11 protein-coding genes are annotated in these 12,873 nt (G+C 40.0%); 6 read left to right on the top strand and 5 right to left on the bottom strand.

Translation table 11 applies throughout. The features are described 5' to 3' along the window. Window positions 1–14: 14 nt before the first annotated feature. The 3 genes from H6G97_RS18595 to H6G97_RS18585 all read right to left on the bottom strand — a co-directional run bounded on the left by H6G97_RS18595 (window position 15) and on the right by H6G97_RS18585 (window position 3,604). The gene (locus H6G97_RS18595) at window positions 15–1,271 is read right to left on the bottom strand and encodes a putative bifunctional diguanylate cyclase/phosphodiesterase (protein ID WP_190942231.1); all 1,257 of its coding nucleotides are present in this window, start codon (window positions 1,269–1,271) and stop codon (window positions 15–17) included. Further along, the gene (locus tag H6G97_RS18590) at window positions 1,226–1,996 is read right to left on the bottom strand and encodes a PAS domain S-box protein (RefSeq protein WP_190942200.1); all 771 of its coding nucleotides are present in this window, start codon (window positions 1,994–1,996) and stop codon (window positions 1,226–1,228) included. Before H6G97_RS18590 ends, H6G97_RS18595 begins: the two co-directional genes overlap by 46 nt. Window positions 1,997–2,656: 660 nt before the next feature. Then, on the bottom strand, window positions 2,657–3,604 hold the full coding sequence (locus H6G97_RS18585; RefSeq protein ID WP_190942199.1) for an NAD-dependent epimerase/dehydratase family protein: 948 nt from the start codon (window positions 3,602–3,604) through the stop codon (window positions 2,657–2,659). A gap of 585 nt (window positions 3,605–4,189) precedes the next feature. On the opposite strand from H6G97_RS18585, the gene purD reads away from it, so the two are divergent. From purD to H6G97_RS18565, 4 genes are all read left to right on the top strand, one after another. Next, window positions 4,190–5,488 carry a phosphoribosylamine--glycine ligase gene (purD, locus tag H6G97_RS18580; RefSeq protein WP_190942198.1) on the top strand — a complete coding sequence of 433 codons (1,299 nt, stop codon included), beginning with the start codon at window positions 4,190–4,192 and terminating at the stop codon, window positions 5,486–5,488. A gap of 468 nt (window positions 5,489–5,956) precedes the next feature. After that, complete coding sequence (gene nblS / locus H6G97_RS18575) at window positions 5,957–7,903, top strand: two-component system sensor histidine kinase NblS (RefSeq protein ID WP_190942197.1); 1,947 nt, start codon at window positions 5,957–5,959, stop codon at window positions 7,901–7,903. Window positions 7,904–8,084: 181 nt separating this feature from the next. Continuing rightward, window positions 8,085–8,330, top strand: coding sequence for a type II toxin-antitoxin system RelN family antitoxin (locus tag H6G97_RS18570; protein ID WP_190727335.1), 246 nt, complete (start codon window positions 8,085–8,087; stop codon window positions 8,328–8,330). Further along, a complete protein-coding gene (locus tag H6G97_RS18565) occupies window positions 8,320–8,700 on the top strand; it encodes a type II toxin-antitoxin system RelE family toxin (RefSeq protein ID WP_190942196.1) in 381 nt (126 codons plus the stop codon). Before H6G97_RS18570 ends, H6G97_RS18565 begins: the two co-directional genes overlap by 11 nt. A 141-nt stretch (window positions 8,701–8,841) precedes the next feature. On the opposite strand, the gene H6G97_RS18560 is transcribed toward H6G97_RS18565, so the two are convergent. Continuing rightward, entirely contained in the window at window positions 8,842–9,213 is a 372-nt protein-coding gene (locus tag H6G97_RS18560) for a zinc ribbon domain-containing protein (protein ID WP_190942195.1), read from the bottom strand. Between the two features lie 357 nt (window positions 9,214–9,570). Here H6G97_RS18560 and H6G97_RS18555 point away from each other — a divergent pair, with 357 nt between their 5' ends. Then, the gene (locus H6G97_RS18555; protein WP_190942194.1) at window positions 9,571–10,953 is read left to right on the top strand and encodes an AAA family ATPase; all 1,383 of its coding nucleotides are present in this window, start codon (window positions 9,571–9,573) and stop codon (window positions 10,951–10,953) included. Beyond that, window positions 10,953–11,669, top strand: a complete 717-nt coding sequence (locus H6G97_RS18550) for a ParB N-terminal domain-containing protein (protein WP_190942193.1) — start codon at window positions 10,953–10,955, stop codon at window positions 11,667–11,669. The genes H6G97_RS18555 and H6G97_RS18550 overlap by 1 nt, the downstream gene beginning before the upstream one ends. Before the next feature lie 209 nt (window positions 11,670–11,878). Here H6G97_RS18550 and H6G97_RS18545 read toward each other — a convergent pair whose 3' ends face one another. Then, window positions 11,879–12,826 (bottom strand): glycosyltransferase family 2 protein, encoded by a 948-nt coding sequence (locus tag H6G97_RS18545; protein WP_190942192.1) that lies wholly within the window; start codon window positions 12,824–12,826, stop codon window positions 11,879–11,881. Between the last annotated feature and the right edge of the window lie 47 nt (window positions 12,827–12,873).

The following is a 12,873-nucleotide window of genomic DNA, read 5'->3' as shown; positions in this document are numbered from 1 at the left end:
TCAAAAAATAATCCTTACCATTGAGGATTTTCCATAATTAATGCCTCTGCTGCCAAGCTATTTAATGGAACAGAGAAAAAATGTCCTTGACCATATTTACAATTTAAGTTTCTTAAAAGTGCTAGTTGCTCTTCTGTTTCTACTCCTTCGGCAAGCACATCCACACCCAGCTTATGTGCCAAGGTGACAATTATCTCAATAATTTCTATATTTTTACTATTAGTGTTCATCCGGCTGATGAAAGAACGATCAATCTTTAATACACTAATCGGAAATTTATAAAGACCACCTAATGAAGAGTAGCCTGTACCAAAGTCATCAATTGATAAATCAATACCCATCTCTCGAAGTTGTAAGATTGCGGCAGTTACCTGATGACCATTTTCCACAATTACGCTTTCAGCAATCTCTAGCATTAGAGTGCCAGCATCAAGACCAGTTGAGTCCAAAATTTGCCCAATCTGCTCAATCAAATCCGACTGAGAAAATTGTTTGACGGAGAGATTAACACTAATTTTCTCTAGCAAGTTAGAACGATGATACACCCGCCAAGCTTGCATCTGTCGGCAGGCTTCATGCAATGCCCATTTACCAATGGACAAAATTAGTCCAGTTTCCTCTGCTACGGAAATAAAATCTGCTGGATTAAGCAGACCACGCTCTGGATGCTGCCAGCGCAATAGAGCCTCAAAACCTAAAATAGAGCCGCTGGTGAGCGAAACAATCGGTTGGTAATAAACCTGAAATTCTTCGCGTTCAATTGCTCGGCGCAAATCGGTTTCTAACTGCAATCTCGCCAGAACATTAGCATACATATCTGAGTTGAATAGCTCATAACGCGCTTTACCTAGCACCTTAGCTCGGTACATTGCTGTATCAGCATCCCTCAACAGTTCTTCTGGGTGTTGATAGTCTACTGTCGAACTTAATGCAATGCCAATACTTGCCGTAATGAAGACTTCTTGTCCGTCAAACTCAAAGGGTAATGCCAGTTCCTTCTGAATACGTTCAGCTACTACGATGGCATCTGCCACATCTTTGATTCCCTCAAGCAGGATTGTAAATTCGTCTCCCCCAAGCCGTGCGGCTGTGTCTATAGAGCGTATACATACTTTTAGCCTACTTGCAGTAGCAAGCAGTAACTGGTCTCCACTTAGGTGTCCAAGGCTGTCATTTATTACTTTAAACCGATCTAGGTCGATAAATAGCACAGCATATAGATAATCTAAATTTTTGAATAATTTATTGCATGTCTTAGACGCTTCATAAATGCAGCACGATTTGCCAGACCGGTCAGTGCATCGTGAAAGGCAAGGTGCAGGAGTTGTGACTCGACTCGTTTACGCTCTGTAATTTCATTTAGCAATTTCTGATTTGCTTTTACCAGTTCCGCCGTGCGTTCCGCTACCCGTATTTCTAACTCACTGTAAGCTTGCTGCAACATTTCTTCAGCTTGCTTACGTTCACTAATGTTGCACAGCAGCCAACGCCAGCCAAGCTGCTTCCCCTCAAGGTCGTATACTACAGACGCTTTCACACTAGCAGGGAAAGGCGTTCCTCTCCTTGGCTGTAGGTTAATTTCCCAGTTCAGTGCCTCCTGCAAATTGTTCATTTGAGAGCTAAAAGACTGGCGGTCTTGTTGAGCAATAAAGAGAATTAATGGTTTACCTACTAAATACTTTTGTGGGACACCGAGCAAAATTGCTGCTACATGGTTAGCCTCTTTAATTGTCCCAACAGTATTAGTTACCAAGTAACCCTCTGGAGCAAACTCAAACAAATCTTGGTAACGCTGGCGCTCTTTCTCTACTGCCGCTCGTGTTACCTCTAACTCTTCGCAGGCTGTCAATAGTTCTTCCATTGCGGTGTCAAGTTCTTCGAAAGCCTCTGTGATAATCTCCTGTTGTGAGTTTGGCTTAGTTCTATCACATTGCAATAGTTCCTGTATCTCTGAATGCAATTTCTCTATCTGTTGGCTAAATTTATCCACATTCATGTTGCTCAACTCACCAAACTATGAAGGCTAGCTGTGAATGAAGAAAGTAGGGAAGCAAACCCCATACCTTCTTCGAGGTTTCAGACCCTATTGAGCAAGCAGGGAGCAGGTTCCTTTTAAAATCAGACACATCGTAAATAAATATGGCAAAATTTATCTTTTTGATTTACTATAGCGTTTTCTAAGCAACTAAGGTATACCCAAATCTTTGTTAGCAAGGTTAGTAGTTTTGAAAACGTACCTCACTATATCGGGAACCGCTATAACTTATCTATTAATGATGAGGGAGAAATCAAATTTGTGCGCGTTCAACTTAATTTTTCGCCCTATTCAGTGCCACAAATTTGTCCATTAACGATCAAAATAAAAAGCTTTAGCAAGCCCTAGCATCTGAAGCTTTTATTTTATTAAATACAAATTATTAAAGTTAAAATTTTACCATAATTACTATATTTGTTTTACCTCTTTTGACCAATACTTCTTAAGATAGATTCTCTTTTATGAGTTAACAGCATATTACAAAACTTAACTGAGACAAATCTATTGATCTAGCCAATGTTTCGCAAGGAAGGTAAGCAGCATTGGTTATCGAAAAGCCTGTGTATAGTGAGTTTTATGACTGTTTATACCCAGGCTTTCTTATTTTTTAGTTTCTTACAGTCAATACAAAGATTTAATCCATTGCCATTCCTGCGTCAAACCTTCTCTGAGAGAGACTTGTGGCTGATATCCCAGAAATTTCTGTGCTTTAGATACATCAGCAGCAGTGTGGCGTGCATCTCCCATAGCCTTTTCTATATGGTTTTTTTTGATTTTTTTCCCGACAATTTCTTCAATCGTATCCAAAACTTCCGCTAAAACTACTCTGCTACCACCGCCAATATTAAAGATTTCTCCCACTGCTTGGGGTGCGCTGGCGGCAGCTAAATTGGCGGCGATGATATCACTAACAAACGTAAACTCCCGCGTTTGCTGGCCATCGCCGTAAATCGGAATCGCTTCATCCTGCAAAATAGATTTAAAGAACTTATTAAATGCCATATCTGGGCGCTGTTTGGGGCCATAAACTGTGAAGTAGCGTAATGCCACACAGGGCACACCAAAGTTTTTGTGATACAGTTCACACAAAAACTCCGCTGCTAGCTTCGTAATGCCGTAAGGAGAAACTGGTTGAGGACAAATTTCCTCATGAGTAGGTAATGTTTCCGCATCACCATATACACTTGATGATGAGGCAAACACTAATCTTTTCAGGTCTTTAGCATCCTTAGCTGCTTCTAGCAAAACTTGTGTAGCATTAATATTTCGTTCTGTATAACTACGAAAAGCTTTACCCCAACTTGCTCTAACACCTGCTTGGGCCGCTTGATGGTAAACTACATCAACATCTTTTAAGAGTTGCTGCCAATCTAAAAACTGCATATCTCCTTCAATTAATGTAAAGCCAGGTAACTGATGTAAGTGGGCAACATTCTTACGCTTTAACATAGGATCGTAGTAATCATTCAATTCATCAATTCCGATCACTTCTTCTCCTTGTTGCAGCAATGTTTCTGCAAGATGAGAACCAATAAAGCCAGCGGCTCCAGTAACAATAATTTTAGCCATGTTGTCTATTTTTTGATATTTTCATTAATCTCCAGCTTCACAAGTTAATACTTGTAATCAATAATCTTTATTAGCTGAAGATTATTTTTTACTCAATTATCCCAATGTTTGAAAAAATCATGATAAATACTTAAAAAGTATACTTGTAGTGGGAAAAATATAAGTAGATACATGAAAATATTCATATTAATAAAATTTATCATGTGGCTGACTGAAAAGCCTTGAAAAATAGTAACTAGCACAGCGTCGCAAACATCGGGAGAGTGTAAACATTATACTAAATAGGTAGGCATGATTAAATATTAAGATGTCATTGCGAGTGTTCGCGGAGCGTCTCGTAGAGAAGCGAAGCACTCGCAATGAAAGAACATATTATATTTATTTACGCCCATTTACTTAATGCACTAAGTTGGATTTTAGAAATAAATACAGTAGAAATTCCATAACTAGATTTCTTCTTGCACTATGCTCCTCAGTCTTTTTAGTCATGAGGGGGCTTGCACAAGTGTGAGAATTGATGAAAAAATTGATCTACGAGAGCCGAATCGGGCATTCTCGTTTCGCAAGGGACGCACGAGGAAATAAGTGAAAGTTTTAGTTGTAGGTAATGGGGGGCGTGAACACGCTCTGGCGTGGAAACTGTTGCAATCTAAGCAAATTGAGCAAGTTGTCTGTGTACCAGGCAATGGGGGCACAGCAAGTATGGAACGTTGCCAGAACTTGCCCCTAGCAGTAGATGATTTTGAGGGCATAAGCAGATATTCTCTAGAACATGGCATAACTCTAGTAATAGTTGGGCCAGAAGTGCCCCTGTCTAAGGGAATCACAGATTACCTTCAAGATAAAGGATTGATGGTATTTGGCCCAGTCAGAGCCGGAGCGCAAATTGAGGCGAGTAAAGCTTGGGCAAAAGCCCTAATGCAAGAAGCGGGAATTCCGACGGCACGGGCTGCGGTATTTACGGAGGCAGCAGCAGCTAAATCTTACGTGATAGCTACGGGAGCGCCAATTGTTGTTAAAGCTGATGGTTTGGCGGCTGGTAAGGGTGTAACGGTGGCTGAAACAATTGAACAGGCAGAAACTGCCGTTAATGCTATTTTTCAGGGACAGTTTGGCAGTGCTGGTAAGTTTGTCGTCATCGAAGAATGTTTGATTGGGCAAGAGGTGTCAGTTTTAGCTTTAACCGATGGGTTAACGATTCGACCCTTGTTGCCAGCTCAAGACCACAAGCGGATTGGTGACGGCGATACGGGGGAAAATACTGGCGGGATGGGAGCATACAGCCCAGCACCTATCGCTACACCAGAGTTGATGGCACGCATTCAAACAGAAGTCTTAGAAAGAGCGATCGCCACCTTACGAGCTAAAGGCATTGACTACCGAGGCGTACTGTATGCTGGGTTGATGATTGCACCCAATGGCGACTTGAAGGTTTTGGAATTTAACTGTCGTTTTGGCGATCCAGAAACTCAGGTAATTTTGCCACTGTTAGAAACACCCCTCGAAGAGTTGCTTCTAGCCTGTGTACAGCAGCGATTAAGTGAATTGCCGCCCATTGCTTGGAAAGCGGGAGCATCTGCCACTGTCGTTGCCGCTTCCGGTGGTTATCCAGGAGAGTATAAGAAAGACCAGGTGATTACTGGTATTGGTGAGGCAGAAGCAACAGGAGCAACTGTATTTCATGCAGGTACGAAGTTGAACCAGCAACAAGAAATAGTGACCGATGGGGGTCGAGTATTAAATGTGACTGGAATCGGCGAAAATTTTGAGCAAGCGATCGCTCAAGCATACTCTAGTATCAAATATATTCAATTTGAGGGCATATATTACCGAAGAGATATCGGTCATAGAGTGGTCAGCGTGAAGCAGGGGAAAACTCCATAAGCATCCAGTTTGATGTTGGCTTTAAGGCTGGTGCTGATTTTCATCAGGCAGCGAGGCAGACTTAATACTTTACCTTGCTGTCGATGTGATCGCTTATAGCGGCAGTACACAGATTTTGCAGTAGCATCGTAGCGGTGGCGCGTCGGTTTAAGTATCTTGGGCTGAGTTCAAGTTTACTAGCCACCGCTAACGTGAGCTAGATAACTTCAAAATCACGACAGGTGGGATTTTTGTTAGACTACTCATCTGTGCGTAAACAATAGTCACAAAAATGGGGTTTAACGCGTTAATCCTCAACTCGATATCAACTCCGATGGCTGAAATGGGGTAAATTCCTTAGGACTACCTTACGGAAATATTCCCTGCACTTTCTCATCTCCCTCTCTCCGCTAACATATTTGTCAAATTAACTGTTAATTTTTTAGTTGTTGGGCTTTATAACAAAGACTACTAACAACTTTATTTAAGATGCTAACTCTGTTAAAAACAATTCGAAATGCGATCGCAAGTTGGTGGTCTGAGTTCACACTCCAGACTAAACTGCTGGCTGTGGCTACATTGGTGGTTTCGTTGGTGATGAGTGGTCTGACTTTCTGGGCTGTGAATACAATTCAGCAGGATGCGCGGATGAATGACACCCGCTTCGGGCGTGACTTAGGGTTGCTACTTGCTGCCAACGTTGCCCCCCTAATTGCTGACAATAATCTTACAGAGGTTGCCCAATTTTCTCAACGCTTCTACAGCAGCACCTCTAGTGTGCGTTATATGCTATACGCTGACGAAAACGGGGAAATCTTTTTTGGCATACCTTTTTGGGAAGCCGAGGTAGAAAACTCCCTCACCATTAAACGGCGAATACAACTGCCAGAGGATTACCCTGGGGATGGGGAAAAGCCGATGGTGCGGCAACATACAACCCCAGATGGGACAGTTACCGATGTATTTATTCCTTTGATAGTCAATCAAAAATACTTAGGTGTATTAGCGATCGGTATCAATCCCAATCAGACTGCTGTCATCTCCACCAATTTTACCCGTGATGTCACCATTGCCGTTTTTATCACGATTTGGGTAATGGTGATTTTGGCAGGAGTGATCAACGCCTTGACTATCACTAAGCCAATAAAAGAACTGCTGGTGGGGGTAAAGCAAATTGCTACTGGTAATTTCAAGCAGCGCATTGATTTACCTTTAGGCGGCGAACTGGGAGAGTTAATTTTAAGCTTTAATGAAATGGGAGAGCGATTAGAGCGCTATGAAGAACAGAATATTGAAGAATTAACCGCAGAAAAAGCCAAGCTAGAAACCCTAGTTTCGACGATCGCAGATGGTGCTGTGTTGATTGATAACAATATGCAAGTGATTTTAGTCAACCCTACAGCGCTGCGAATTTTTGGCTGGGAAACCGCTGATGTCGTTGGCTGCAATGTGTTACATCACTTACCCCCATCGGTACAAATGGAAATCACCCGTCCTTTGTACGAAATGGCAGCAGGCGAATGCGAAAGCGCCGAATTCCGAATTTCTATTAACCAACCCGCGCCGCGAACGATCCGCATTCTCTTGACTACAGTACTCAACCTGCAAAGAGAAAGCATCAAAGGTATTGCGATTACTATCCAAGATATAACCCGTGAGGTCGAACTCAACGAGGCAAAAAGCCAATTTATCAGCAACGTTTCTCACGAACTGCGAACGCCTCTATTCAACATTAAAACTTATATTGAAACCCTGCACGACTACGGCGAAGACTTAGCTTTGCAAGAACGGCAAGAGTTTCTGCAAACTGTGAACCATGAAACCGATCGCCTAACCCGCCTAGTTAACGATGTTTTAGATTTATCAAAACTCGAATCTGGTCGCAACTACAGCTTCGATGGCGTAGATTTAGCCCAAGCGATCGAGCAAACCTTGCGTACTTACCAACTCAATGCAAAAGATAAAGGTGTTGAACTAGTTCAGGAAGTTGCTCCTAATTTGCCCCTGGTAATGGGTAATTATGATCTGTTAGTACAAGTATTTGGCAACCTGATTGGTAATGCCCTTAAATTCACCAAAGCCGGTGGTAAAGTGGCAATCCGCGCCTACCAGCTAGATTTTAAACCCAGTCACACCCAATCTTCTCCAGTGCGGATTGAAATTTCCGATACTGGGATTGGCATCGCCACAGAAGATCAACACTCAATTTTTGAACGCTTCTTTCGCGTAGAAAACCGAGTTCATACCCTAGAAGGTACGGGTTTAGGTTTATCAATTGTTAGAAATATTATCGACAGACATCGTAGTAAAGTCCATTTAGTGAGTGAAGTTGGTATAGGCACTACTTTTTGGTTCGACTTAGCCGCCTTTGAGGAAAAAGCGCCAGCGATACAAGTTGAACCTATTGCCGAAGAACCCAAAATCACCACAGTTTGAGATTGCGGCAGCATCCAAAATCATCACAGCCTGAAGATTAGGAATTGGTCATAGTTTGTTATTTTTGACTATTCCCTATAGTGGCGATTTTGGATGAAGCATTTGAGGGGATTGCCGGATGAATGGGGGATAGCTGCACTAGACTATAAGTAGGTTGAATTGACTCACACTATCATTATCTATGAAAGCAATTGAAACCACAGCGACAATTAATGAGAGTGGACAACTTACGCTCGATAAATCACTGGGATTCATTAAACCACAGCGTGTTCGTGTTATCGTCTTACTTTCCGAAGATGACGAAACCGATCCTGATGAAACACCTACAGAAGTTGTTATAGAAGGTATTCGCCAAGGTTTACACGAAGCTTTAACTGGACAAACTCTTCCCCTCTCAGAAATGTGGTCAGGTATCGATGCAGAGTGAACCATCGCCAATCCAGATCGCTCTTACACCTCGTTTCAAAAGGGATCTTCGAGAACTTGCCAAACGCTATCGTTCAATTCGTACTGATCTCCAACCCTTAATTGACCAACTTCAAGCAGGTGAAATCCTCGGTGATAGAATTGCTGGAGTTAAATATCAGGTTTTTAAAGTTCGTCTCAAAAATAGCAACATTCAAAAAGGAAAAAGTGGAGGCTATCGAGTCATTTATTATCTGAAAACTGATCAGGGAATTATACTCACTACAATTTATTCCAAATCCGATATTTCAGATGTTAGTAATGAAACAATTGAAGAAGCAATCGCGCAATACGAGCAAGAAATTCAAATAGGCGATAATTCAGATGCATAAACCCGGATTTCTCACAAGCAATAAAAAAATAAATTTCAATTTAGCTGGGGAGACAATTGAAATATAAAATCGGAACTATTTTAGGTCTATATTAGACTCAACACAAAAGCGTTATATTCACCACTCCCCAGAAAACCCAAATCAAGGTCTTAATATAACGAACAATAAACAGACCAATAATAAACCTAATAGCAACAGCAAAGCCTGATTGCGTTTTACCCAACTTTTCACAGTTACTGCAAAACCCTTAGTGTAACGCTGCTGTTCTAACTCTAACTTTGTCTCTTCAATATTTTGGTAGAGGGTACAGTTTTTGGCGTAGGGACGCTGGGGAAAATTGCAAGTATCATCAGCATGATAAGTGCAAGTCTCGCATAGATACCCGTCCCCAGTGGCGCGATGCAATGGAATACCGGGATGACCGTAAGCTTTGAGTATCGTCCGGCAATTGGGACAACTAATAGCTTGACTCTCAACGAGTTGATGGCAGCGGGGACAAGATACAGTAGCCAAAACCTTTAACGTAAATAGGTTGAGTAAACTCTTTGATTCTAGCCATTTACAGGAGCAATGGGTAAATACAGCAGATAGCAACTTGGCGAGTACAGATAATTGTAGGGGCACAACATGTTGTGCCCCTACGCATGTACTTCATTTACCTGAAATACGCTGTATATGCGTAGCCTGTTAATTTTGAATATGCCTAGCTCTCAGAATTGGTTATTTTATCAGTAAAAGTACTAATTTTATGATGATTTTTTATATTTTTCTAAGTGATTTCTATCACTCAACATAATTAAGGCTATGCCATAATCTAGCAAATATGAGGTTTCGTCTTAAGTCCAATAATTATTTAGAGGTAGAAAAATATTGCCTTTTAATCCTGAGCTGTGCCGTAACGAAAGCGAAGTTGAAAGCAAACTCATAGTGCAATATTTGCTACCACAGCTAGGTTATACTCCTGACACCTGGCATCAAGAGGTTGCCGTTGGTAGCATCCGCTTAGATTTCTTAGCATTTGCCGCACAAGTGATTCCCTTTGTCTTAGATGCCAACTCACCGCTGAGTGTCGTCATGGAGGCAAAGCATCCCAAACAAAACTTAAATAATCATGTCCCGCGACTCAGGCATTATTTAACCAGCTTGAATGTCAGGTATGGATTACTGACTAATGGCAAAGAGATTAGAATTTATCAAAAATTGCAGACTGATATTCAATTAATATTTCAATGTTCTGGGAAAGAAGTTGAAATAAAGTTAGATACGATTAAAAGTTTAATTGGTAGAGAGAGCCTGAAAGAAAGACAGTTAGTAGATAAACTAGAAGTTCAAATAACTGAAAAAAAATCAATTTTGGAAACAAAAAGGCAACATTCAATGAAAACAATTGCAATCTACCATCATAAGGGCGGCGTAGGTAAAACCACAGTTGCTATAAATTTAGCAGCTGCATTAAGTAAAAAAGGGAAAAAAGTTCTTCTAATTGATATAGATGCTCAAGCAAATACAACTTTTGCGACAGGATTGATTAAATTTCAATTTGAGGAAGATGATGATTTAAAAAACTGTAATGTTTATCATTTATTGGAAAAAAATGACATTAAATTTATTCCAGATATTGTTTGTAAATCTAAGTTTTTTAACAATCCAGAAATTGATGTTATCCCTTCACATATCACCTTGATTGCATTGCAGCAAAACCTTGTCCAATCTGGCCCAAGTCGTTTCAGACTGGCTAAAAAACTAGAAAAAGTAAAAAATGAATATGATATTGTAATTATCGACACGCCTCCATCTTTAGATGTGTATGCACAAGCTGCCTTAACTGCTGCTGATTACCTAATAATTCCTTCAGACTTAAAGCCATTTTCTAACCAAGGATTACCTAGTGTAAAAAACTTTATTCAACAAGAAATTAATGAGAATAAAGAAGGTCTAGGAAAGCCACCTCTTACTATTATGGGTGTTCTTCCATCTAAAATTTCTACTAATGCTCAGTATCTCAAATACACATTTGCAAAACATAAAAGTGTAATTAATGATCGTTATAATATGCCAATAATGGATAGTTTAATTTCAGAAAGAACAGCTTTATCTGCTTGCATTAATAAAACTATATTAATGGGAAATATGGAAATACCTGATCCTAAATCTATTCTTGATTTTGCTCTTAATGAACCTTCTGCAAATCAAGCCGCTGCTGAGTTTGAATTTCTAGCTATAGAAGTTTTAAGTAAAATGGGGATGCAATAATGATTAAGTTTTTTATGGTAGATGTTGAAAGTGTTACTTCTAATATTCCTCGTTCAAACTTTCAAGAGGCTGATTTAGAAATTCTTGCTGACCTGATACTAGAATCTGGAGGTATTTTAAAACCATTAGTCTTAAAAAAGACTGGCTTTGAACAATATGAGGTACTTGATGGGCATTTCGAGTACTATTCAGCTGTAAGAGCTAAAGAAAAAAACCCTAATGAAGGTGACATGGTTAGTGCTTTAATTATATCTTCTGAAAACGAGGATGTAGCTTTAAAACAAGTTGCATCTCTTAAAGGAATTGATTCTTCTATTAAACCAGTAACACCACAGCTTGAAACAACAAAGTTAGAACCACGTCTGGCAAATCTAGAATTACGGCTTGAGAAGCACTTTAATGATTTTAAGTCAGAAGTTATACAAGAAAAACAGAGAATAGATAATCAGTTCAAGGAACTTGAAAAACTTATCCCTCAAAAGGATGAACAGAATAATCCACTTAAATTATTGAACTCTTTGGAGAAAGACGAGTTATTTAGAAAGTTACAACGCTCTAGAATTCGTGGGGCTGAAAAACTTGCAAAAGATATATTTGATGCTCGACGCAAGAAACCGAAGCAAGAGTTTGAAGATTATCGTGATGTAGTAAAATCTGTTAAGAACTTGGGTGATAAAACAATTTTGACTATTATTGATGAGTGGTCAAGAAGTTAGTAGTTAGTCAAATAAGCAGCTAGTAGGTTGGGTTGAACGAAGTGAAACCCAACGATTAAGGCTTAATGTTGGGTTTCGTTCCTCAACCCAACCTACGCAGCTTAAAGTTTTTTGGGCTAACTGAACCGTATTAGGAGAAGTTCTTCACAGTGTTAAACCCTGCATAATTTTCTCTGCACTTCTATGTGAAACATTTCAATAACTATTTTCTAACCCCGCATCTGTCGCAGTGCATTAAACGCCTTACCTCGCAACCCAACTGGTAATAACGATAATCCTAAACCAGTCCAAGCTTTAGCAGTCGAAAAAGACTTTCCTGCTAGAACTAGCTCTCTGCCTTTTTGCGTTTCACCGTTTTCAATTAAACGCAAACCTAATAATAATTGCGTTTCAGTTAAACGATTTTTCCTGATTGTCTCTATTTTCTCAAACTCAAACTTATAATTTTCTAAATACCGGATTTTATCAAATAAATAAGGAATGGCTCTATTTATACCTTGCTGCTCCGCATGAGAGCGATATTCCATCAATAATTCTGGTAAATAATAGCCCTTTTTTCCAGCCAAAGCCAGACGCACAAATAAATCATTATCCTCACAGTTTTGCAGATTTGGCTGCATATATCCTAATTCTTGCAATGTTTTACGGCGAAATAATGTCGCCCCAACTTGAAAGCTTTGCTGAATAAATACCACTTCCAACAAATTATCTACAACACCTGCTGGTAAATTCTTCCTACCCCAGCGATGAGAATTTTCTTGAGTTTTTACCTCATCCCGCACATTGTTGATATCAATTATCCAATGGTCTGTACCAACAAAATCAATGCTAGAGTCTTGAGTAAGAATAGCTGCGGTACTTGCGAGAAAATCGGGTGTTAGTCGATCATCATCATCAAATTTAATAAAATATTCACCGCTGGCAGCATCAAAGCCAGAACGCATATTATTACTTTTACCAATATTTTGCAGATGACGGATATATTTAATTCGGTGGTCTGTATACTGTGACATTAACTCAGGTGTGCGATCGCTAGAGCCGTCATCACAAACAATTAGCTCAAAGTCTTGCTCAGACTGGTTGAGTACACTGTCAATGGCATAGGGGAGAAGATGAACACGATTAAAAGTAGGAATGCAAACGGTAATTTTAGCCATACTATATATTAATAACTGGGCAATCAGGAAGCTATTTTGGTTATAGA

It is taken from the genome of Nostoc flagelliforme FACHB-838 (assembly GCF_014698065.1).
Taxonomy (GTDB): Bacteria; Cyanobacteriota; Cyanobacteriia; order Cyanobacteriales; family Nostocaceae; genus Nostoc; species Nostoc flagelliforme_B.
The sequence above is the reverse complement of the archived record's forward strand: the minus strand, read 5'-3'. Positions and strand labels throughout refer to the sequence as shown.

Coding starts and splice junctions, on each gene's coding strand:
- H6G97_RS18590 (WP_190942200.1), bottom strand. CDS start 1,996: ATGAATGTGGATAAATTTAGCCAACAGATAGAGAAATTGCATTCAGAG.
- H6G97_RS18585 (WP_190942199.1), bottom strand. CDS start 3,604: ATGGCTAAAATTATTGTTACTGGAGCCGCTGGCTTTATTGGTTCTCAT.
- nblS (WP_190942197.1), top strand. CDS start 5,957: ATGCTAACTCTGTTAAAAACAATTCGAAATGCGATCGCAAGTTGGTGG.
- H6G97_RS18570 (WP_190727335.1), top strand. CDS start 8,085: ATGAAAGCAATTGAAACCACAGCGACAATTAATGAGAGTGGACAACTT.
- H6G97_RS18565 (WP_190942196.1), top strand. CDS start 8,320: ATGCAGAGTGAACCATCGCCAATCCAGATCGCTCTTACACCTCGTTTC.
- H6G97_RS18550 (WP_190942193.1), top strand. CDS start 10,953: ATGATTAAGTTTTTTATGGTAGATGTTGAAAGTGTTACTTCTAATATT.
- H6G97_RS18545 (WP_190942192.1), bottom strand. CDS start 12,826: ATGGCTAAAATTACCGTTTGCATTCCTACTTTTAATCGTGTTCATCTT.